Raw genomic sequence first — 20,730 nt, forward strand, 5'->3', positions numbered from 1 at the left:
GAGCATGAGCGAGACCCATCGGCAACACGCCATCGGCCTGGTCCAGGCCTACTACGCAGCATTCAACCGTGGCGACTGGGACGGCATGTTGGCGTTTCTGGCCGAGGACGTCGCCCATGACCTCAACCAAGGTCCACGCGAAATCGGCCGCAACGAATTTGCCGCATTCCTGCAGCGCATGAACGACAGTTACCGCGAGCAATTGCGCGATGTGGTCGTCATCGCCAACGACGATGGCACCCGGGTCGGCGCCGAGTACGTGGTGCATGGCGTCTATCACACCACCGACGAAGGCCTGCCGGAGGCCACCGGGCAGACCTATGTGCTGGTGGGCGGTGCGTTCTTCGACGTGCGCGGCGACAAGATCACCCGCGTGACCAACTACTACAACCTGCAGGAATGGATTGCGCAGGTATCGCGCTGAGCACATCGACCGCATCGGCCAGCGCTGCGTAGGGGCGCACCTGGGCGCGATGAGGCGTTACCGGCAATGCCTGGTCGCGCCCGGGTGCGCTCCTACGTGATTGGTGCGGTATCGCGGCCGGAGCTGCGCCTATGTAGGAGCACGCTTGCGCGCGATGAGGCGTTACCGGCGATGCCGGTCGCGCCAAGTGCGTTCCTAGGTGGGTGGGCGAGGGTTACAGCAGCACGATTCCGACCACCACCAGGATGAAGATGCCCCACTTGAGCACCTGGTACAGCGGGTTGTTGCGTTCCTTCAGCGCCTTGGCCTTGAGGCGTGCGGCGTAGAAATAGCGGAACACGCGATTGATGCCGCCGGTCTTGTCGCCTTCCTGATTGGGCGAGGCGCCGGCCGAGAGCAGGCTGCGGCCGACGAAGCGGTTCACCGCAGCCGCCCAGCGCCAACGCATCGGGCGTTCGATATCGCAAAACAGGATGATGCGGTCCTGGTCGGTGTCGTTGCGCGCGTAGTGGATGTAGGTTTCATCGAACATGGTCCACTCGCCATCGCGCCAGCTGTGGCGTTGCCCGTCGACGTCGATGAAGCAACGGTCGTCGTTGGGTGTGGCCAGGCCCAGGTGCAGGCGCATGGAGCCGGCGAACGGGTCGCGGTGCGGGCGTAGTTCGCTGCCCGGCGGCAGCTCGGCGAACATCGCTGCCTTGACCGTGGGAATGGACTTCAGCAAGGCGGTGGTCTGCGGACACAATTCGGCTGCCGACGGATGCGCGGTGCCGTACCACTTCAGATAGAAGCGCTTCCAGCCACGCCGGAAGAACGAATTGAAGCCGATGTCGGTATAGCCTTCAGCAGCGCGGATCTTCTGCATCTGTTGCAACGCCACCGCTTCGTCGCGGATCAGTGGCCAGCTGGCGCGCAGCGGCGCCAGCTCGGGAAATTCCTTGCCCGGGTCGATGAATGGCGTGGTCGGCACCCGCGAACACAGGTACATCAGCGTGTTGATGGGGGCCATGAAGGTGGAATGGTCCAGCAACTGCCGGCTGAGCCGGTGCCGCACGCGACCGCGGTAATGGATGTAGAGCGCCGATGCGATGAACAACGCGATGAGGAGCCACTTCAACATGGGGGAGGCCGATTGGGGGGCGGGGGGCCGCAAACGTGAAAGTGGCTGCCAAGCAGCGCACGCAGCACTGCTGCGTCGTGTCGGTAGCCACCATCGAACAAGCTGAGCCGCAACAGGGAGGTGCGGCCGTTAACTTCAGAATTCTAGCAAGTGTCTCCGCCGAGCCTGACAGGTGAGCATGAGCGGGGGCGCAATACTCTGTGTCTCACCGGCAGTGGATGCGCGACGACCAACGTTCTGTACCGCCGCTCAGTCGATGCGGCGGCGGATCGGGATGGCGCTGACCGGCACGCTGGCGACCTCATGCCCGTGTTCGCGGATGGGCGCGCCCGGCGCCGGTGCCCAGGCATGGGCGTAGATCACCTCCCAGGAGCTGGGCAGGGTGCCGTCCGGCCGCCGCAGCGGTTCGTAGGCAGCGCTGGCGGCCACGAAGCGACCGCGTCCGGTCAAGGTGGCACGGCGGTTGCTGAGTGCATTGGTTGCCCCCATCGCACGCAGTTCGCGCATCAGCGCGGGCAGATCGTTGTAGGTCAGGGTGAACAGGTCGCGGTCCAGCACCGGGTCGCGGAACCCGGACATCAGCAGGGCATCGCCGAATTGGGCGATCGGCGGAAAGCGGCTGACGTGCGGGGCCGGGTCGCTCTGCGCAAAGGCATCGCGCAATTCGATCAGTGTTTCCGGGCCGAAGGTGGAGCACAGCAGCAGCCCACCCGGGCGCAACGCGCGGCGGAAACCGGCGAACACGGTCGGCAGGTCTTCCACCCACTGCAGGCACAGATTGCTGAAGATCACATCCACGCTGCCGTCGGCGACCGGTAGCGCGCGCGCATCGGCGCACACCTGCGTAAACGGCTTCCACCAGCCCGCGGCCTTGCGCGCCTGGCGCAGCATCGGCATGGCCTGATCCAGCGCGATGACCTGCGCCTTGGGCCAGCGCTTCTTGATTGCAGCGCTGGCATGGCCGGGGCCGGCGCCGACATCCAGCGCCACCTTGGGCACCTGCTCGCCCAGGTAGTCGAGCGATTCGAGCAGGCGGGTTTCCGCTTCGCGTTGAAGTGCGGCTGCGGCGGTATAGGTACTGGCGGCACGCGCAAAGGCGCGCCGGACGTGGCGGGGGTCGAAAGTACTGGTCATGGCGCCGCTATTGTCGCCCCAGGGCTAGGGCGGAGGGAATCGATGCGTGGTGCGCGACGACGCCACGCTAGAACGTGCCGGGATAGCTGCCGCCATCGATCAACAGATTCTGTCCGGTGATATAGCCGGCCTGCGCGCTGCACAGAAAGGCGCAAGCCGCGCCGAACTCGTCCGGCTCGCCAAAACGCGCCGCTGGAATGCCCGCACGCTTGCGTTCGGCGACTTCGTCGGCACTGCTGCCCTGTTGCTGCGCGATGGCGGCGAAGTTGCCGCGCAGGCGGTCGGTGGCGAACTGCCCAGGCAACAGGTTGTTGATGGTGACGTTGTCGGCCACGGTGCTGCGCGCAAGCCCGGCGACGAAGCCGGTGAGGCCGGCGCGCGCGCCATTGGACAGGCCAAGGATGTCGATCGGCGCCTTCACCGCGCTGGAGGTGATGTTGACGATGCGGCCGAAGCGGCGTGCGCGCATGCCATCGACGGTGGCGCGGATCAGTTCGATCGGCGCCAGCATGTTGGCGTCCAGCGCGCGCAACCAGTCGGCGCGTTCCCACTGGCGGAAATCGCCTGGCGGCGGGCCGCCCGCGTTGTTGATCAGGATGTCGACCTGCGGGCAGGCCGCGAGTGCGGCGCTGCGCCCTTCCGGCGTGGCGATATCGGCAACCACGCAGCGCACTTCGCCAGAGCCGGGCAATGCGCGCAAGGCATCGGCGGCGTGCTCCAGTGCCTCACGGCCGCGCGCGGCGATCACCACATTGCCGCCTTCGCCGGCCAATGCACGTGCGCAGCCCAGACCCAGCCCTTTGCTTGCGGCGCAGACCAACGCCCAGCGGCCAGCGATTCCCAGATCCATGCGAGTGTCCCTCGATCAGCGATGTCGCATGATCGACGATCGGCTCATGGCACGGACGCAACGAAGCGTTGCAGTGCCTCGCTCACCTGATCTGCATGACCAAGAAACGGCGCGTGACCACCGCCGGCAATGGTGAGCGCCTGCGCGTGCGGGCTGAGCGCGGCGGCGGCATGCATGCCGGCGGCAGGCACCAGGCGATCGCGTTGCCCGGCGATCCACAGGCTGGGGCGTGCGAGCTGCGGCACGGTGCGGCGCAGATCGGTGCGTTCGAGCAGGGTGAGCCCTTGCTGCAACGCTTCCGGTGCCGGTTCGCCGCGCGCGGTCAGCGTCTCGCGCAGGCTGCGCAGTTCGCTGCGTGCATGCGCCGAGCCGAGCGTGTCCAGCGCAAGAAAACGCTCCAGCGTGCCGCGATAGTCGCGCGACAACTCCACGCCGAATTGCACGAACACCTCGCGCTGGACGGCACTCGGCCAATCGCTGCCACGCACGAAACGCGGCGTGGCGGCAATCATCGCCAACCCACGCACCTGCGGCAGGGTGGCGGCCGCATGCAGCGCAAACAGCCCGCCCAGCGACCAGCCCAGCCATACCGCCGGCGGTGTGGCGGCCGCAATTTCTGCAACCACATAGGGCAAGGCCAGCGGTGTGCTGTCGTCGCGACTGAAGCCGTGCCCGGGCAGGTCGACCAGATGCAATTGATAGTGCGGCGCCAGGCGCTCCACCAGCGGTGCGAACACGCCGCCGTGCAGTGCCCAACCGTGCAGGAGAACCAGCGCAGGCCCGTGGCCGATGACATCGATATGCATGCGCGCATTGTCGCCGATTGTGGCGTGCCGGCACGCATCGCGGGATACGCGCTGGTGATTGGAGGCACACAGATCCGATGTTGGGTGCAGGGTCCTGGCGTCAATGCGTGGCGGCTGCACGCAGTGCGAGGATTCTCGGGGCCAGCAACGCCCACTGCGCACGCGCATGGCCGCACCAGCGCCAGCGCGCCGGCCAGTGCCGGCGCCGTGCGCGCCGCGCCTGGATCGCCGCCGCCAGCCAGTCGGGATCGAAGCCGTCCCAGACGCCGGCCACGCTGCGCAGATTGCCGATCAGCACCGGGTGCACCTCGTACAACAACATCGTGCGCAACTGTTCCAGGGCGAAGGGCGAGGCAGCCAGGACGCGTGCGATGCCGTCGTCGTCGCAACTGTCGCTGTCCAGGTACAGCCGCGACAACGCTTCCCACACGCGACGTTGCGCCGCCGTGGCTGTGCCTGGTGTCGCGCGTGACATGTCAGTGCCGGGGTGCGATCGGATACCGGCACGCACCGGTTGCACGGCTGGTCCAATGCAGGCAAACCATCGCCCAATGCACGGTCAGCGCGCCGTGGTCGCCTGCCACGCAGGTGCGTCGTGCGATCGCTGCATTGGCTGAGTGGCCCGCGCGTGTCTGCGTGCAGGCCAGCCACGCGCTGCCACTCGCCTCAGGCAGAGGCACGCAGCGGCTGCCGACTGACCACATCGCGCGCCTGCACGATGGCCTCGATCAGTGCCTGCACCTGCTGCTGCGTATGCAGCGCAGACAAGGTGACGCGCAAGCGCGCCTTGCCTTCGGGCACGGTGGGCGGACGAATGGCACCAACCATGAAACCTGCGTGTTCGAGCGCAGCCGACATCGCCATCACGGTTGCTTCCTCGCCGCATAGCAGTGGCTGGATCGGCGTGTCGGAGGCCATCAGTTCGAAGCCGTGCTTGCGCGCGCCATCGCGGAACGCACCGATCAATTCGACCAGGCGCGCACGCCGCCAATCGTCGCGACGCGCCAGGCGCACGGCCGCCAGGGTGGCCGCGACCTGCGCCGGCGGCAATGCGGTGGTGTAGATGTAGGGGCGCGCAGTTTCGGCCAGATGGCGCACCAACGCCTCTTCGCCCACCACCACCGCGCCGTAGCCACCGAGCGCCTTGCCCAGGGTGACCAACTGCAACGGCACTTCGGCCACGCCCAACCCGGCATCGGCGACGCAACCGCGCCCTTGCGGACCGAGCACGCCAACACCGTGCGCGTCGTCCACATAGAACAGCGCTTGCTGCATGCGTGCCACCAGGCTCAAGGCGCGCAGCGGCGCGACATCGCCGTCCATGCTGAAAACGCCGTCTGTGGCCAGCATCGCCGCGCCTTCGGGCGCGCCCTTGAGCTGGCGCATCGCGCCTTCCACATCCAGGTGCGGATAGCGCCGCAACCGGCAACCGGCCAGCCGCGTGGCATCGAGCAGGCTGGCGTGATTGAGCCGGTCCTGCACGCAGACATCGTCTTCTTCGCTGAGCAACGCCTGTTGCACGGCCAGGTTGGCGATGAAGCCGCTGCCGAACAGCAACGCCGACGGATAGCCCAGCCATTCGGCGATTTCGCGTTCCAATGTTTCGTGCGCGGTGTGGTGCCCGCAGATCAGATGCGAGGCGGTGGCGCCGGCACCATCGCGGGCAGCGGCATCCTGCAGCGCGGCGACCACTTCGAACTGTTGCGACAAGCCCAGGTAGTCGTTGGAACAGAAACCGGTCAGCCAACGGCCGTCGATCTCCAGCCGCACGCCATCGCGCCGGCCCACCTGCCGTCGCACCCGCACCCGTTCCTGGGCCACACGCAATTTACGCAGCGACGAAATCCGTTCGTGCAGATCGGGGCGAGCCATGGGGGCGTTCAACGGCAGGGAAGGCCGGCTAGCGTAGCGTGCCGGGCTCAGGGCGCCCAGCCGCCACCGACGACCGGTGCCCGGTGCCGGGTCAGGCGGCGTGCTCGCAGGCCGCGCTACGGGTGATCTCCGCATGGACGGTGCCGGGGTGATCGTGCTCGGCCGCATCGACGGTGACCTGCATCGGGCGCAGGCCCAGGCGCTGGAACAGGGCCTGGTCGCGCTCGGTGTCCGGGTTGCCGGTGGTGAGCAGTTTTTCGCCGTAGAAAATCGAATTGGCACCGGCCAGGAAGCACAGCGCCTGCAGTTCGTCGCTCATCGTCTCGCGGCCGGCGGACAGGCGCACCATCGATTTCGGCATGGCGATACGGGCAACGGCGATCATGCGCACGAACTCGAACGGATCCAGCTGCTGGGTGCCGTGCAGCGGAGTACCGGGTACCTGCACCAGCTGGTTGATCGGCACCGAATCCGGATGCGCCGGCAGCGTGGCCAGCGCCAGCAGCAGACCGATGCGGTGTTCGCGGGTTTCGCCCATGCCGACGATGCCGCCGCAGCAGGTCTTCAGGCCGACATCGCGCACATGCTCCAGCGTGTTCAGGCGGTCTTGGTACTGGCGGGTGTGGATGATCGAGTCGTAGTAATCCGGCGCGGTGTCCAGATTGTGGTTGTAGTAGTCCAGCCCAGCGTCCTTGAGCGCACGCGCCTGGCCGGCGTCGAGCATGCCGAGCGTGGCGCAGGTTTCCAGGCCCATGGCCTTCACCTCGCGGATCATGGCGGCCACCTTGGGAATGTCGCGCTCCTTGGGCGAGCGCCAGGCGGCGCCCATGCAGAAGCGCGAGGCGCCGGCGGCCTTGGCCTGGCGCGCCTTGGCGACGACCTCTTCGGTCTCCATGAGCTTCTGCGCGCTCACGCCTGTGTCGTAGCGCTGCGCCTGCGGGCAATACGCGCAGTCTTCCGGGCAGCCGCCGGTCTTGACCGAGAGCAAGGTGGACACCTGCACTTGCGCCGGATCGAAGTGCGCGCGATGCACGCTGGCCGCGCGGTGCAGCAACTCCGGAAACGGCAGATCGAACAGCGCCTGCAGCTCTTTGCGATCCCAGTCATGGCGGAGGACAACAGACATCGGAGTTTCCTGACAGTCAGCGGCTTGGAAGCCAGGCAGTCTGGTGAGCATGCAAGAGACTGTCAACTTCAATCAGGTCCGATCGGTTTACAGATGGCCGCAGCGGGTGCTGCGACTGTTGCTGCCGAGCCTGTGCCTGGTCTGCGCGGAGGCCGGCACGCCGGACGGCGATCTATGCCCTGCATGTCGCGCCGCCTTGCCCGATCATGGCCACGCCTGCCTGTGCTGCGCCACGCAGCTGTTCGCCTCCGACGCGGTGGTGCTGTGCGGGCAGTGCCTGCAGCACCCACCAGCGCTGCAGCGGGTGCATGCCTGTTTTACCTATCGCTGGCCGGTGGATGGGCTGCTGCGGCGGTTCAAGTTCCATCAGGACCTGGCGGCCGGCCGCCTGCTGAGCGAACTGATGGCCCGGCGCTGCGTGGGGCTGCCGCGCCCGCAGGCATTGGTGCCGGTAAGCCTGCACCGGCAGCGCCTGCGCCAGCGCGGTTACGACCAGGCGCTGGAGCTGGCCCGACCGCTGGGCCGCGCGCTGCAGCTGCCGTGCCAGCCGTTGCTGCGCCGGGTTCGCGCGACCGCACCGCAATCCGAACTGGATGCGGCCGAGCGGCAGCGCAATCTGCGCGATGCGTTCGAGGTCCGCGGCGCCTTGCCGGCGCATGTGGCCTTGGTGGACGACGTGATGACGACCGGCGCGACGCTCCACGCCGCGGCCAAGGCCTTGCGCAAGGCGGGTGTTCAACGGGTGGATGCCTGGGTCTGCGCGCGGGTGCCGTGATCTAGCCGGCGGCCGCCGGGTGCGCGAGGCTTCGCCCGCACCCTCACCCCAGCCTCTCTCCCGCAGGAGACGGGCTCTTTGTCCGACGGCACAGCGCGATGGATAGCGATGCGGCTTCGGCGGGTGGATGGCCAGAAGAGATTGAGGAATAGAGCAGTTGAAGCTGGTGGCGGGCTTGAATCCTTGCTCGCAATTTCAAGATCTGACCTTCAATCGACGAATTTCCCATCCCCAATCCCCGATCCCGCATCTAACGCCCTGCCACCGCCACTGCGATGCCGACGAAGATCGCCAGGCCAACCCAGTTGTTGTGCAGGAAGGCGCGGAAGCAGGGGCCGCGCTCGCGGTGGCGGGCGATGCGGAATTCGTAGGCGACCAGCAGCGCTGCAGCGCCCAGGCCGGCCCAGTACGCAGCGCCGAGATCAGCGCGCAGGCCGACCATTACCAGCGTCGCGGCCATCAGCGCATACAGGATGCCTTGCGCGATCAGATCGAATCTGCCGAACAGGATGGCGGTGGACTTGCTGCCCATGCGGATATCGTCGTCGCGGTCGACCATGGCGTACCAGGTGTCGTAGGCGGTGGCCCACAGGATGTTGGCGGCATACAGCAGCCAGCCCAGCAACGGCACGCTGCCTTGCACGGCGGCGAAGGCCATCGGGATGCCCCAGCCGAACGCCATGCCCAGATAGACCTGCGGCAGGTGGGTATGGCGCTTGAGATAGGGGTAGCTGGCGGCCAGGAAGACGCCGGGCACGCTCAGCATCACGGTCAGCCAGTTGAGCGTGAGCACCAGCGCGAAGGCCACCAGCATCAGCGCCACGAATACCCATAATGCCTCGCGCCCGGAGACCGCGCCGGTGGCCAGCGGACGCGATTTGGTGCGCTCCACGTGCGGATCCAGCCAGCGGTCGGCGTAATCGTTGATCACGCAACCGGCCGAGCGGGTCAGCCACACCCCGGCGGTGAACACGAAGAGCGTCCACAGCGGCGGCAGGCCGTCGGCGGCCAGCCACAACGCCCACCAGGTGGGCCAGAGCAGCAGCAGGCTTCCGATCGGGCGGTCGCCACGGACCAGCTTCCAGTACTGGCCCAATCGCTGCGGCCACGTCAGCGCGCGCGCTGCGGGCAGTTGTTCGACACCATGCTTGCTCATGCTGCAAAGGGTAGCAGCGCGGCTTGGCCGTGGTCATGTGGGCGCGAGGTGGGCGCTGCCCGGGCGGCAATTCTGGGAAAGCCCTGCGTCCGCGATGGCAGGCTGTTCACGGGTGCGGCTGGCCTGAACGACGTGGTCGCAAGCGGCTAAGCCGGACGTTGGCGCAGTCAGGCGTGCGGCGGGTATGCGGCTACAACGCAAGCTCGGCAGTGACCGCGCTCGGGTGCGTGCTCAACCGCACGGTCAGGCTGGTGACGTTGAGCGGGCTTGCGTTCTGCAGACTGCCGCTTGAGACGGCGACACCGTTGCACGGCCTGGGTCCGGTGCGCTCGAACCTGGGCATCGGGTTGCGACCTACCGACTGCCCGGGCCGAGAGGCCGGTGTCATGACGTCTCCAGTGACGCCGTGGCTCGCCCAGGTCCTGCGCCGCCCGGCCCCATCACGCGCATGCCGGCTGTTCTGGCATAATGTGCGGCCAGGCGCTCGTAGCTCAGCCGGATAGAGTAGTGGCTTCCGAAGCCATTGGTCGGGGGTTCGAATCCCTCCGGGCGCACCAAATTCCGTTCCAGGCGTGTCCTGGGATGAACAAAAGCCCTCGAGAGATCGGGGGCTTTTTGTTGTCTGTACATCGAAAGGTCTATCCGGATCCATTGGCATCCGGACTGGTCGGGCCACAGATGGGAGCACCAGCCCTCAACGCAGACGCGCAGCGGATAGATGTCCCATGCAGTCAAGCGGCTTCATGGAACGCTTCAACGACAGCGAACAACGCGGCGTTCTGGATATGCACGGGTTCCGCGGCGTGAGCGAAGCGATCAAACAGACCGGCCGACGCTTGGCTGGTTGCCGGCATCCAATAAAGACTGCATGGGCTCGGCGGGCAAACACCCGCCGAGCTCTGCGATCAACATCGCCAGCATGCCTGCCGTTTAAAGTGCCGGGCGCGATATCACCGGTCTCCAGGGCCTAACGGATGTCCCATTCCCTGAGCAGTACACGGGCCCGCTGCTCGATGAAGCGGTTCGCGTTGGCCTGCGCACGTTCGGACTCCTGCTTGGCCTCTGCGTCCCCGATGCCACCCTGCTGCGCTTCTTCGAACTGCGCCATCGTCCACGTGATCGCCGCATCCTGCGCCGCTTGTCCCTCCACATCGTGCATGGAAATATAGGCCTTCAATGGCGGCCACATCTCCACACGCCCGGTGAGTTCATTCCTGCTGCGCAGCAGCATCTCCCTGGAAAGCCCCAAGTCTGGATTTTGCAGGGCGTCCTGCAGCAGGCCCAGTGCAGTCTGGTGGTCCTGCGTGTGCATGAGCTTGTGCTTGAGCATCTCGGCAAACGCGGTTTTGACGTCTCCTCGCACGGCGGGCCCGAAACCGCCCACCTGCGTCATGCCATCCATGTTGAGCGTCTTGAGGGTGTGGTCGCTCAAAAATTGGCCGAAGCTGCTGCGGAATTCGGGTGAGCGAATGGCCTCGGTCACCACCTGGTCCAGCAGGGGCATGTCGGCCGGCGTGATGGATGCGCCGGAGATCCTGGCAGTTTGCGCCAAGCCTTGCGTCCACTTGTCAAAACGCTCGCCCAGGTCGGCATCGACAGTGCGCAGCACGCGCGCGAACTCGGGCATGCGGTTCCACGATGCCCCGGCCTGCTGCGCCGCCGGCACGGGCGCGCGCCGCCTTCTCTCGGCCAGTCGCTGTGCCGCGCGCTGTGGCTCGCGCGCAGCGCGCTCCGGGTCGCGGATTTGCAGCAATTGGCCTGCCAGATGATCCGGTACCTTGATATCGCATTGAGCGGGCAGTCGTGCCAGCGACTGTGGAAGGGTCTGCAGGCCGGTGCCGCGCAGGTCCAGCAGTTGCAGCTGGGCCAGATCCCCCACGCTGTCGGGCAGCTGCCGCAGCGCAGCGCAATTTTTGAGCGAGAGTTCCGTCAAGCCGCGCAGTTGGCCGATGTCTTCAGGCAAATGCGCCAGCCGGCGGTTGGACGACAGGGTGAGTTTTTCCAGCCGATGCAGCTGGGTGAGGCTGCCAGGAAGCTGCTCTAGCTCGGAATTCGATGCCACCTCCAGCGACCTGAGCCCCTGCATGAGGCCGATGTTCTCAGGTAACTCGCGAAAATGCGAAGAGTGCGGCATGCGCAACTCGGTCAATCCGCTCAGTTCAACGATGCTGGCCGGCAGACGCGCATAGTGCCCGCCACCTAGCGTGAGGCTGCGCAGACCCTGCATGCGGCCAATGCCTACGGGCAATTCGTCCAACGGGATCATCGTCAATTGAAGGGTTCTGAGATTGGACAGGCGCGTCAACGAGGGTGGCAGCGTTTTCAGGCCCAGCGCGCCAGCGATCTGCAAATGGCGGAGCTGGTGCAGCTGCCCCAGGCTGTCTGGCAGCGATTGGAGCCCGGTATGGAGCAGCGTCAATTTCTGTAGCGCGTCGAGCCGGCCGATCGCGTCAGGCAGCGTCGTGGCAGGCAGGCCGTAGTCGAGGACAAGCTCGGTGCTATGGCGAGTCGCTGCACGGCGGATTGCATCTGCGACGCTTTGCAGTACTTCCCGCGACGTATCTCTCTGCCCGTCGTGCAGGTTGTAGCCCGTTCGAACCCTCTCTGCCATCGGTAGGCTTTGCGCAAGCCAATCGTCGATGTCGTGCTCGATGCTGCGCGGTGGCGCAGAAGAGGCTCCCGCGAGTGCAGCCGGCTGGCCCGACGCACGCAGAGGCGATCGGAAAGGGCTCCTTTGCCCCGCGTTTCTAGGCGCCGCCGCGCTTTCGCGCCGCCGTGGCCGCGCGAGCAGAGGGCTCAGCAAGCCCTCTGCGGCCGAAGGCTGATGTGAAGGCCTGTCTTCAGCCGGTGCTTGATCGGCAGTGTCCGTTCGCGGACGAGAGCGCAGTAAGCGATTTATATTGAACATGGAGGTATCTCCTGCGTAGTCGGCTGGCTGCAGCGTTTGCGGAATGCAGGCTACTGCGATGCGACTGTCATCACTGCACCAAAGCGAAGAGGTTGTATCGCCTGGCGAATCAGACGCTTGTGTCCACGGGCGCAGCTGTGCTGCGTATCTGCTCACCGAACGCGGTGAATGGTTCGAGGTTCGATTTAATCGGTTTTCAGCGTGAAACACACGAGGGCAACAGGGGACCGATCAGGTGGTGCGCCACATCGTTCGCGACTCAGGATCCACGCGTGTCGACCGTCTTCATTGCAAGCATGTTGATGCTCCCGGGACAGCCTCCGGCATCCCGTCACTTAATCGCCCGCAGGCACATTACGGCTGCAGCGGCGCCGGAACGTGCCTCCAGGCACCTAGAGGCACGTTCATACGAAGGTTGCCAAGCGAACCGCAACCCATCATCGCAGCGCGACCCCGCAGCACGTCGTGGCAGATCGACCGGCGTTGCCGCAACGCCCACGTTCACGATCACCAACGCCGGCTGCAGGACGTCTAACGCAAATGTCGCTGTGGCATGCGCGTTATCTACGACGCACTCTGATATTCCTCAGGTTCTGTCGCAGGTCTCCCTCGAAATTGTTGGCAACGTTCGTGGGAACAATCTGCTTACCCATCGGGATGCCGCCGGCGTTTTCCATCTTCTGGTGGATCTCTCCTTCTTTCTGCTTGTCCAGTCGATATTCTTCGTAATGCAAGCCCGCCAAGACGGGCGTCTTGAGAATTTCAACCGATTTACTGATGGCAGTGCCGCCGACATAGCCTTTTGCGAACTCCGCGGCGCTCGGCCGTTCGGCCGCCGTTCTACCCGCACCTTTGGCCACGCCCTTGGCAGTTCCCTTGGCCGCGGCTTCGGCGACTCCCTTGGCGACCGCCTTGGCTCCGATTCTGGCCGTGGGTCCGCCGACTGCTCCAACCACTGCTCCGGCCATATTGATGCCGGCCAGCTTCAAGGCAAGCGACATGTCGCCACCTTGAATCGCGGTGTCGACCACCTGCGCCGCCTGCGCCTCGCTTTCCAATGCAATCGACGCCGCATCGGTAATTTCGCCGATGATGGGAATCCCATTCAATGCGCTGAGGCCAACGGACATCCAGTCCAGGATCTTGCTGTCCCACTTGAGGAACTCGTGCAAGCCCTCCTGGAACACGCCGACGTCTTTTTTGGGCTTCTTGATCGCGGGCGGATCGTCCTTGCCCATCAGCATGTCCGAGACGGCCTTTTGCTGCTCGGCCGAGCTGGCATCGTGCGTGACCGGCTTGTCCACGGTCTTGTTGGCTGCGCTCATGTTGTCGTAGAACCGCCGGAAATCGTCCTGGCTGATCTTGCCCGAGTCGACGACATGACCACCCCCGAAGAAGCGATGTGGCTTCTTGTAGCCGGTGATCGAGTTGTTCAACAACCCGAACAGCAACGGATCGTTCAACAACTGCGTCGCGGCCTCTTTCACCGCGGGGTCGGCCTTGTCGTCCTTGGAAATGGAGTCGAGCTTGTCGCGGGTCACTTCCTTGCCATCGCCGTAAAAAGCGTCTTGATGACTGTTGATGGTGTCCAGCGTCTTCTGCTCGTCCGCCGTCAGGTGAATCTCGGAGCTGGCTTTCTGCAGGAAGTCCGGTTTGCTCATCGAGCCGGAGTCTCCTGCCAGCGCTTTCCACTGGTCGGGATGATCACGAAAATACTGTGCGGCAGCGATGACCTGCGGCGGACATTTCTTGGTGCTGCTTTCGCCATCCACCAGAGACTTGAAGGTATCCTGATTCAGATCGTCCGGCAGATAGTCCGAATAGCGGTACAGCTCACGCATGGCATCGCTCTCGTTCATTACCGACGCCTTGGTCTTGTCCGGGCTGTCCGAGGCCACGTAGTTCTGTGTGTAGTTCTTTGCTTGCTTGTCGGCGTACTCGGCGACCTGCGCATGGTGGGAGACGAACTTGCCGAGATCGCCGTCTTTGATCTTGCCGCCGCACTTGCCATCACCTTGCGAGCCGATCGCGAAGAACAGCCGCGGGTCCGACTGCAAGTCCGTCAATGCCTTCTTCAGATCCGGTGGTGTCGACGGGTCGTTGATCTTTGCATCCAGATCGGACCACTTGAGTGGGCACTGATCCTTATGGCGATTGAGCGTACTGACGATTTCCAGCTCATTCTGGGTGAGCGTTCCACCATCCCAGGTGACCGATGAGCCATCGACGGCGGGAGGTGGCGTCGATCCCTTGATGTCCTTGGGGTTGAACTGGTCGTTCTTCCCGCCCATCGCCTTGACCTGCGGATGCGAATCGGAGAAATCCCAGAGATCCTGCGCCTTGATCTTGCCGCCGCACTTGCCGTCTCCCTGCGAACCGATCGCAAAGAACAAGCGCGGGTCCTGCTTCAGTCCCTGCAATGCGGCCTTCAGGTCGGCGGGCGTGGAAGGGTCGTTGATCTTGTCATCGAGATTCTTGTATTCGAGCGGCATCTGATCCTTGTGGGCATTCAAGGTCGAAACGATCTGCAGCTCCGATGGTGTGAGCGTGCCACCGTTCCAGGTGACCGTTGAGCCCTCCAATGCTGGTGGCGCGTCCTTACCCTTGATGTCCTTGGGATCGAAGTCGTAGCCCAGCGATGGCCACGAGGTGCGCTTCTCGATCGGCTGGTTGGCTTGATCGTCCGATGCAGAAGACGGGGTGCTGGCATCGCCGCTTGGCGCGCTTGTTGGTGCATCGGCCGACCCATTGCCTGATGTACTCGTTGGCGCGTTGGTTTGGAGGGCTGCCAGCAGCTGGTAGATCAGCAGAAAGATGTCGTCCATCGTCGACGGCAGATCGGAGTCATCCTTGGACGAATCCGACCCCAACAGCTCCGACGAATCGGACTCGTTTAGAGGAGTGCCCAGCAATTGGCTGGGGTTGCTCCCGGTAGAAAGTGTATTGAGCGACATATGGGCGGCCTCGCAATGGCAGAATTGGCAGAAGCACCTGCGTATAAGCTTTCTCTTATACGGCCGCACGGGTGCGCCCATGCGGTGTAGCCGTATGTTGCCAATCTGCGCGATGGGCACCTTGGTCGACGAACTATTTTGGCGAAAAAAGCGCAAAAATCGGTGCGTCGATGCCCTATTCAGGGGCTGCTCGTTCGCGCGCAGCTGCCCGACAGACGAGTGCTCCTGCTGTGGCCTGTCCCATCATGACTATCGGGTTGATACGGCGTTGCAAACCGATGAGTGCCAAGAATGCATGTCATGAGGATTGTCCGGATTATCCGGCTGCTCCAGACGGCATTTGCACTGATTATGATGATGGAGATCGCTGAAATTGAAGTTGATGATGTGCGCAGATAGTTAGTATTTGTGTCATGCGTTGTGTGCATGTAGGCCGCCAGGGTGCGAGACCTCCCTGCGTCGCCTGTATGTGCAGCCAGAGGGCCGGATGATTCACCGGATCAAGGTCGCTCTTGTCCCGCCGATGTCCGCTCTAAAAGTGTGGCGCAGGTTTTGGTCGGCCAATTTGCGGTGACCCAACTTCGTGTACAGCGCTGGTGGTTCGCTGTGCTTCGCTCGGGCGCGAAGTGCGGCGCAAGCCAATCTGGCGCGCGCAATTGGTGCATTGGCACTACCTGTTGGTGCATGAATGCGGTATCGAAAATGCCCTCATGGAGTATCTCTTATGTTGGAATCGCATAATCGGAAATCAGCGAATACCGCGTTTCTTATCGGCCTGAGCGCATGTCTCGGATTGCCGGGCAAGCTTGCGCAGCGGCTCGGCGAAGGCGAAACCATTCTGGGGCCGGCCGGCATGCTGTGCCGTGTCCATAGTTCAATTCCGCTCGGCGGACCGGCAGTGAAGCGGGTCTGTTGAGGCCTGTCGGCCAGTTGGGCTTGAGTGCGCTCGCCATTGGCGGAGCTGGCATCGTGCAAAAGGCACTGCTTGAGACGAGCAAAGCCGGGGCGCGTACCGGCCAGATGAGCGTGCCGGATCTGCTTGGCGGAGAGCAACGCTTGAACCTGCTTTCGTTGGCACTGCCCGACAAAACACGTCGGCCCGCACAATGGTCCGACGCTGTCCATTTTCCGCTCCGTTATCTGCTGGAAAGCGGGATGGAAGCCCTGGCGTTGGCAAAGCAAGGTTTCAACAGCGCCAATGTGGTCTCCCAGAGGGTACGTGACCTCTTTGCCCGCCACATGCTGAGCAATGTCGTTGCCAGCTTCGGCTCGCTTGGGGCCTCGCGCATGATCGTCTCACCGTTGCGTGGAGGGAGCCACATCCGTGTCGCTGGCGAGCCAGTCAATTCCTTGCCTGTTGTCTTGCAGCAGGCCGTCCAAACCCTGTTCAACGATACGTTCTGGAATGCGCTCAAAGCCAGGAACGGTGCCAATACCGCTCAGGCGACGCGACTGGATAACGCGCGTGCCGCGCTTGCAGCCGAGCATCCACGCACCATCGCACAGACGCTTGAGGCTCTGGCAGAGCCCATCGACCAGACGATCGTCGCGCTTTCCGGACCGACACCTGCCCAGACGCGTGCCATGGAGGAGGGGACGCTTGCTGCGCCTGCCTGGGGCGCGCGGTCGGGCATTGCGTACGGCCCTGGAGACATTGCGCATGGAGATCGGCACGCAGTCCCTCTCGATTGCGACCATCGAGGCCGTACGCACCGCGCTGCGTAACCATTGGAGGCAAACGTCTAGCGCATTGCCACGCGACGCGCTCACCCAGGCGCTGGATGAGCGGCTGAAAACGCTCAAGCGTGCGTTGCAAGAAAGCGAGGAACTGTGTCGGTGGGAAACTGGGCGAGCATGAGCGCTCAGCCAATGCGTTGATCCTTGTGCGCCTCGCACACCGCCGCCACGGACGTATTCGCCATCGCGTCTGTAGCCTGGTGGTGGCGGCCGCAAGGTGCACAGCTACCCGTAGAGATGGCATACCGTCACCTCGTCCTCCAAGCAGCGTGACAGGAAGATCAGTGCACGGAGGCAGGCGCTGACTCTGTGAACCGGTTGCGCAGTCGCTTCGGTCTGCATCGATGCCACTGCGGAACTCGAACTGGACAGAGAACTCGCCGGCAAGGTCGCCGTGTCTTTGCCCTGCAAGATCGCCGCGGCGACTGGCACTGCACAGATCCAGGACAGGTGCGGGACTTAGCTGCCGGACCACGCACTGCTCCTACGGTAGCGGGCGCACCGATGTTTTGGCGCAGGAGAGAGAGGCGATGGTTCCCTGCAGAGTATCTGCCGGGGAAGATGCAGGCGCGTCACGCTCGACATGCTCAATTGCAGCATTCAGTGGGCGCTATTCGTGAGATCGTCCAGATTGCGCACCAAGCCAGTTTGTCGTGCCATGGCCGATCAGCGTTGCTGGAGCCATGATTGGCTCTGGCAGCAAGATGTTTGCCAGCCTTTATCAGGCGCGCAACCACAGATAGTTCCCCGTCGCGATTCCTTCGAACATTTCATCGTGCGCAACGAAGATATTGTTATTCCAGTAACGGCCGTGCTCGGCGTAGTGGGCAAGCAGATCGCATATCCATGCTCCGTCTACATCATCGTCCAGCGGCACGCGCACGATCAGGACGATGACGCCGGCATCATTGAGTCCAAGCTGTGCCTGGTCTTGCGCGTACACGGACAGATTGGCTTCCAATAACAGCCGGTAAACCGTCAATGTCCGTCCGGCAGGTGGCAGTCCGTAGGAGATGCGCAGATACAGTGCCTGTTCTTGCACCTCGTCGTCGGGCTGTGGCGTCGGCTCGTGGAGATAGACCTCAAACCCTTCTACCCAAAGCACACGCCTGCTGAGCACAGACTGCACATCCGGTAGGTCCAATGCCTCGCACATCTGTCGAACGATGGTTTCGAATCGCGCGCTGCTCATCAGTGGCGGTACATGCGCAGGACCCCCTACAAGTCCTGCGCATGCCAATGGCGATTACTGGCCAACGAGCTGCTTGGCGTTGTCGCCGGCCTTGCCGATGAACTTGTTCAGCGCCACGTTGAAGTCCAGATCATTTTTAAGCTGCGTGATCTTGTTGTTCATGGACTTCTGGGCCTCGTCCGAGGCGTTCATGTCACTGATCAACGAACTCATCTGCCCGTTCGCGCCCGTGAGTGCAGCCTCACCAGAGATTCCACCGGACACACCCCCGGTGTAGGCGTCCGTGCCCTGGTCAAAACGCGATTTGATTGAACTGATTTGCGGTAATAATTCCATACCAAGCCTCCTTCGTATTGCATGTAGTGATGCGCCTGCTGGCGCGTTGTGCTTGGTCGAAGCGACCAAGAAATCGATTTACGACATGCCGGCGATGTGCGCGACGATGTTGCGTGCTGCAGTAATACCGTCATGCACGGCATTGAAGTCGTTGCGTGAGGTCTGGTCGCTCGCCGCAGACCAGCGCACGCGAATCTGTTGCGCGGTGGCATCGAGCGCTGCCTCGAGGTTGCGCAGCCGCTCGCCAGAAGGATCCGCCGCCTTGGTCTGCAAAATCTTGCTCATATCTTGGGTGACCGTATCGGTCATGGCATCGAACATAGTGGACTCTCATTGCGCCGCCTGCTGCGGCAGGGATGTCATGTGTTTGGTACCGTCCGGTGTTTCGACATAATGCAGGCCGTCGGCGAGCAATGCCGCGTCGTAGTTCTCCGGTGGTTTCACGGACGGGTCTTGCTGGCTGATCTCCACGTGTAACGAACGCACTTCAGGGCCCAGGTCGCTACGCACATCGGCAATGCGGCGGCTTGCACGTTCGGCATTGTCGCTGCTGCCGGAAACCGAGAAAACGCCATTGCCGTTGTAACGGACGCTGAGCGCGGGATCGGCCAGGCTGTCGCGCAGCGTCGCCAGTACTTCGTCCACCACGGCCACATTGACGGCAACGCCTGGATCATAACGATGCACCTGCGTGCGCAAGCGGGCAGCATCGGCGCTGCTGGGGACCAGCCCCTCGATCAGCACGCGCGTGCCGACGCGTTCAGCGTGCGCTTCGCGAAAACCGAGCTGTTTCAACAAGGCTTTGGCCTGATTGACAGCATTTTCTGGACGTTGCCCGGTGGCGGCATTGGATAGAAATGCGGGTTGCAACGAGGGGATCAACGCTGCTGCAGAAAGCGCTAGCATGGCACCCACCGCAGTACGCAAGACTTTGCGCCTGGACGTGCGCGGCGCCGGCGTGGGGGCTGGGGAAAGCAGCTGCTCCAGCAGCGCCACATCGTCTGGCCAATCGGCACCAGCATCGCCAATACACAGCACCAGGGGACCGAAGCGAACTGGCTGAAACGCAACAAAGGACGTTTCTGGCACCGTGTCGCTGCTATAGCGGATCTGACCATCTTGGTCTACCTCGATAATGAGTGAGCAACCAGGCCAATCGTCTATTCGGATATCGGTTTGGGGATCGCTCCCCAGGGTGTAACGACCTTGTGCCAAATCTAATCGTGCGCCTGCATGGGTTCCTGTCAGTACGCGAAGCTGCATGGTCATGGGCGAACCTCCTGAGCCGCCTGTTGTGGTAGCTCAATCAGTAGTGTGTTCAGACGTGTGACGGCGTGTGTACGATCGACCTGCCTGCGCGGCTTTTCCGCATTCAGCAGTATCAGTGGAAGCAATAGGTGAAAATTGCGTAGCGCCGGCACCGGTTCCAACTCTGACGGCATCAGCTCCATCAAACGTTTCCGTAAAGCCTGCAGGTTTTCTGTTGGGGTGGCGCTGCCGGACGAGCGAAAATGCTCGCGCATCAACCTCCACACCGTCGTGGTCAACGAGGCGATGGCAGGATGCGAAACGCCGATGGCGCGCAACTCGACAAGCGCAGCGGCAAGCGCGTGTCGCCTGACCATTGGGTCGGCGTCGCGGGTCATCACATAGCGATCGAGAATTCCGTCGATGCGTGCATCGACGCCGTCGCTCAAAGCCGCTGGCGCGCCAGCTTGCCACGGTCCTGTCTGCGGATCGTCGGCATGCGCGTTGCGGCCACTGCCGTGCTGATCGCCCTGGCCCTGCTCACGCCCTTGGGCCGCAGCGACGGCCACGCTCACCCGCCCGCGCAGTATGCACTCGCGCTTGGCTTCGTTCTCTTCCTGCTCGGTGGCATCGAGCTCATCTTCCTGGCCGTCCAGCGAACGGACGCCGCGTCGTCGCCTGCGCGGTGGCGCAGGACGCAGCCGCGGTATGTGTGTTGCAGCGTCGGTGGGCGAAGCTGCGGCCGTGCCTGCGGAGTTCGCATGGTGATGCGAGGTGCCATGCTCGGTCGAAACCGAGGGCGGCAAGGTGCCGGGAGAAATGCGACGGATCATGGGAACGCCGCCTGCATCAATGCCTGGCCGAACTGCATGATCGCCGACGCGCCCCACGGCGCCGTCACCGCAATGGCGGCCACCACCACCACCAGCTTGAGCGCGAACGAAATCGATGCGTCCTGCAGCGACATCACCGCCTGGATGAAGGCGATCAACAGCCCGGCCAGCGCAGCGACACCGACCACCGGCAAGGAGACCTTGAGGCAGAGCAGCAACGCTTCGGAGGTAAATCGCACTAGATCGTCGTGGTCCATGG

General features: G+C 63.7%; 19 protein-coding genes, 1 tRNA gene and 2 pseudogenes. 5 read left to right on the forward strand and 17 right to left on the reverse strand.

Features of this window, described 5'->3' with window-relative positions:
* Positions 1-4: 4 nt before the first annotated feature.
* Positions 5-424 carry a ketosteroid isomerase-related protein gene (locus AMD14_RS02480; RefSeq protein WP_003485705.1) on the forward strand — a complete coding sequence of 140 codons (420 nt, stop codon included), beginning with the start codon at positions 5-7 and terminating at the stop codon, positions 422-424.
* 214 nt (positions 425-638) lie between these two features.
* Here AMD14_RS02480 and lpxO read toward each other — a convergent pair whose 3' ends face one another.
* From lpxO to bioB, 7 genes are all read right to left on the reverse strand, one after another.
* Positions 639-1,544: a lipid A hydroxylase LpxO gene (gene lpxO / locus AMD14_RS02485; protein WP_005920034.1), complete on the reverse strand. Its 906-nt coding sequence runs from the start codon at positions 1,542-1,544 to the stop codon at positions 639-641.
* Between the two features lie 249 nt (positions 1,545-1,793).
* Positions 1,794-2,678, reverse strand: a complete 885-nt coding sequence (bioC, locus tag AMD14_RS02490; protein WP_011050282.1) for a malonyl-ACP O-methyltransferase BioC — start codon at positions 2,676-2,678, stop codon at positions 1,794-1,796.
* Positions 2,679-2,745: 67 nt separating this feature from the next.
* Complete coding sequence (locus AMD14_RS02495; RefSeq protein WP_011050283.1) at positions 2,746-3,528, reverse strand: SDR family oxidoreductase; 783 nt, start codon at positions 3,526-3,528, stop codon at positions 2,746-2,748.
* Between the two features lie 44 nt (positions 3,529-3,572).
* Positions 3,573-4,334 carry a pimeloyl-ACP methyl ester esterase BioH gene (gene bioH / locus AMD14_RS02500; protein WP_005920037.1) on the reverse strand — a complete coding sequence of 254 codons (762 nt, stop codon included), beginning with the start codon at positions 4,332-4,334 and terminating at the stop codon, positions 3,573-3,575.
* Between the two features lie 100 nt (positions 4,335-4,434).
* The gene (locus AMD14_RS02505) at positions 4,435-4,809 is read right to left on the reverse strand and encodes a DUF7079 family protein (RefSeq protein ID WP_015471630.1); all 375 of its coding nucleotides are present in this window, start codon (positions 4,807-4,809) and stop codon (positions 4,435-4,437) included.
* A 191-nt stretch (positions 4,810-5,000) separates the two neighbouring features.
* Positions 5,001-6,374 carry an 8-amino-7-oxononanoate synthase gene (gene bioF, locus AMD14_RS02510; protein WP_171843831.1) on the reverse strand — a complete coding sequence of 458 codons (1,374 nt, stop codon included), beginning with the start codon at positions 6,372-6,374 and terminating at the stop codon, positions 5,001-5,003.
* The gene (gene bioB, locus AMD14_RS02515; protein ID WP_011050284.1) at positions 6,298-7,332 is read right to left on the reverse strand and encodes a biotin synthase BioB; all 1,035 of its coding nucleotides are present in this window, start codon (positions 7,330-7,332) and stop codon (positions 6,298-6,300) included. Before bioB ends, bioF begins: the two co-directional genes overlap by 77 nt.
* Positions 7,333-7,381: 49 nt before the next feature.
* Between bioB and AMD14_RS02520 the strand changes: the two genes are divergently transcribed.
* Positions 7,382-8,107: a ComF family protein gene (locus AMD14_RS02520; RefSeq protein WP_015471631.1), complete on the forward strand. Its 726-nt coding sequence runs from the start codon at positions 7,382-7,384 to the stop codon at positions 8,105-8,107.
* 250 nt (positions 8,108-8,357) lie between these two features.
* Here the strand turns inward: AMD14_RS02520 and ubiA are convergent, their stop codons facing one another.
* Both ubiA and AMD14_RS24490 read right to left on the reverse strand, forming a co-directional pair.
* Positions 8,358-9,263 carry a 4-hydroxybenzoate octaprenyltransferase gene (gene ubiA / locus AMD14_RS02525; protein WP_011050286.1) on the reverse strand — a complete coding sequence of 302 codons (906 nt, stop codon included), beginning with the start codon at positions 9,261-9,263 and terminating at the stop codon, positions 8,358-8,360.
* Positions 9,264-9,453: 190 nt separating this feature from the next.
* Positions 9,454-9,651 carry a hypothetical protein gene (locus AMD14_RS24490; RefSeq protein ID WP_155400517.1) on the reverse strand — a complete coding sequence of 66 codons (198 nt, stop codon included), beginning with the start codon at positions 9,649-9,651 and terminating at the stop codon, positions 9,454-9,456.
* A 92-nt stretch (positions 9,652-9,743) separates the two neighbouring features.
* Here AMD14_RS24490 and AMD14_RS02530 point away from each other — a divergent pair.
* Positions 9,744-9,820: transfer RNA gene (locus AMD14_RS02530), tRNA-Arg, on the forward strand.
* 410 nt (positions 9,821-10,230) lie between these two features.
* Here the strand turns inward: AMD14_RS02530 and xopAE are convergent.
* Complete coding sequence (gene xopAE / locus AMD14_RS02535) at positions 10,231-11,874, reverse strand: type III secretion system effector XopAE (protein ID WP_011050288.1); 1,644 nt, start codon at positions 11,872-11,874, stop codon at positions 10,231-10,233.
* Positions 11,875-12,731: 857 nt separating this feature from the next.
* Positions 12,732-15,125: an HrpF/NolX family T3SS translocon protein gene (locus AMD14_RS02540; protein WP_015471635.1), complete on the reverse strand. Its 2,394-nt coding sequence runs from the start codon at positions 15,123-15,125 to the stop codon at positions 12,732-12,734.
* Positions 15,126-15,849: 724 nt separating this feature from the next.
* Between AMD14_RS02540 and AMD14_RS22645 the strand changes: the two are divergent.
* A pseudogene (locus tag AMD14_RS22645) lies at positions 15,850-15,999 on the forward strand (HpaI protein); the annotation flags it as partial.
* A pseudogene (locus AMD14_RS25165) lies at positions 15,999-16,983 on the forward strand (hypothetical protein); the annotation flags it as partial. The pseudogenes AMD14_RS22645 and AMD14_RS25165, both read left to right, overlap by 1 nt.
* A gap of 600 nt (positions 16,984-17,583) precedes the next feature.
* Here AMD14_RS25165 and AMD14_RS02550 read toward each other — a convergent pair.
* From AMD14_RS02550 to sctS, 6 genes are all read right to left on the reverse strand, one after another.
* On the reverse strand, positions 17,584-18,054 hold the full coding sequence (locus AMD14_RS02550; RefSeq protein ID WP_005912720.1) for a CesT family type III secretion system chaperone: 471 nt from the start codon (positions 18,052-18,054) through the stop codon (positions 17,584-17,586).
* A 54-nt stretch (positions 18,055-18,108) separates the two neighbouring features.
* The gene (gene hrpE, locus AMD14_RS24500; protein WP_011050291.1) at positions 18,109-18,390 is read right to left on the reverse strand and encodes an HrpE family protein; all 282 of its coding nucleotides are present in this window, start codon (positions 18,388-18,390) and stop codon (positions 18,109-18,111) included.
* A gap of 78 nt (positions 18,391-18,468) precedes the next feature.
* Complete coding sequence (hrpD6, locus tag AMD14_RS02560) at positions 18,469-18,711, reverse strand: Hrp regulator HrpD6 (protein WP_005920045.1); 243 nt, start codon at positions 18,709-18,711, stop codon at positions 18,469-18,471.
* 9 nt (positions 18,712-18,720) lie between these two features.
* Positions 18,721-19,659 (reverse strand): HrpD5 family protein, encoded by a 939-nt coding sequence (gene hrpD5 / locus AMD14_RS02565; RefSeq protein ID WP_011050292.1) that lies wholly within the window; start codon positions 19,657-19,659, stop codon positions 18,721-18,723.
* Positions 19,656-20,471: a hypothetical protein gene (locus tag AMD14_RS02570; RefSeq protein ID WP_011050293.1), complete on the reverse strand. Its 816-nt coding sequence runs from the start codon at positions 20,469-20,471 to the stop codon at positions 19,656-19,658. The genes hrpD5 and AMD14_RS02570 overlap by 4 nt, the downstream gene beginning before the upstream one ends.
* The gene (gene sctS / locus AMD14_RS02575; protein ID WP_002802878.1) at positions 20,468-20,728 is read right to left on the reverse strand and encodes a type III secretion system export apparatus subunit SctS; all 261 of its coding nucleotides are present in this window, start codon (positions 20,726-20,728) and stop codon (positions 20,468-20,470) included. Before sctS ends, AMD14_RS02570 begins: the two co-directional genes overlap by 4 nt.
* Positions 20,729-20,730: the final 2 nt, after the last annotated feature.

The organism is Xanthomonas citri pv. citri, from assembly GCF_000961215.1.
GTDB classification, from domain to species: domain Bacteria; phylum Pseudomonadota; class Gammaproteobacteria; order Xanthomonadales; family Xanthomonadaceae; genus Xanthomonas; species Xanthomonas cissicola.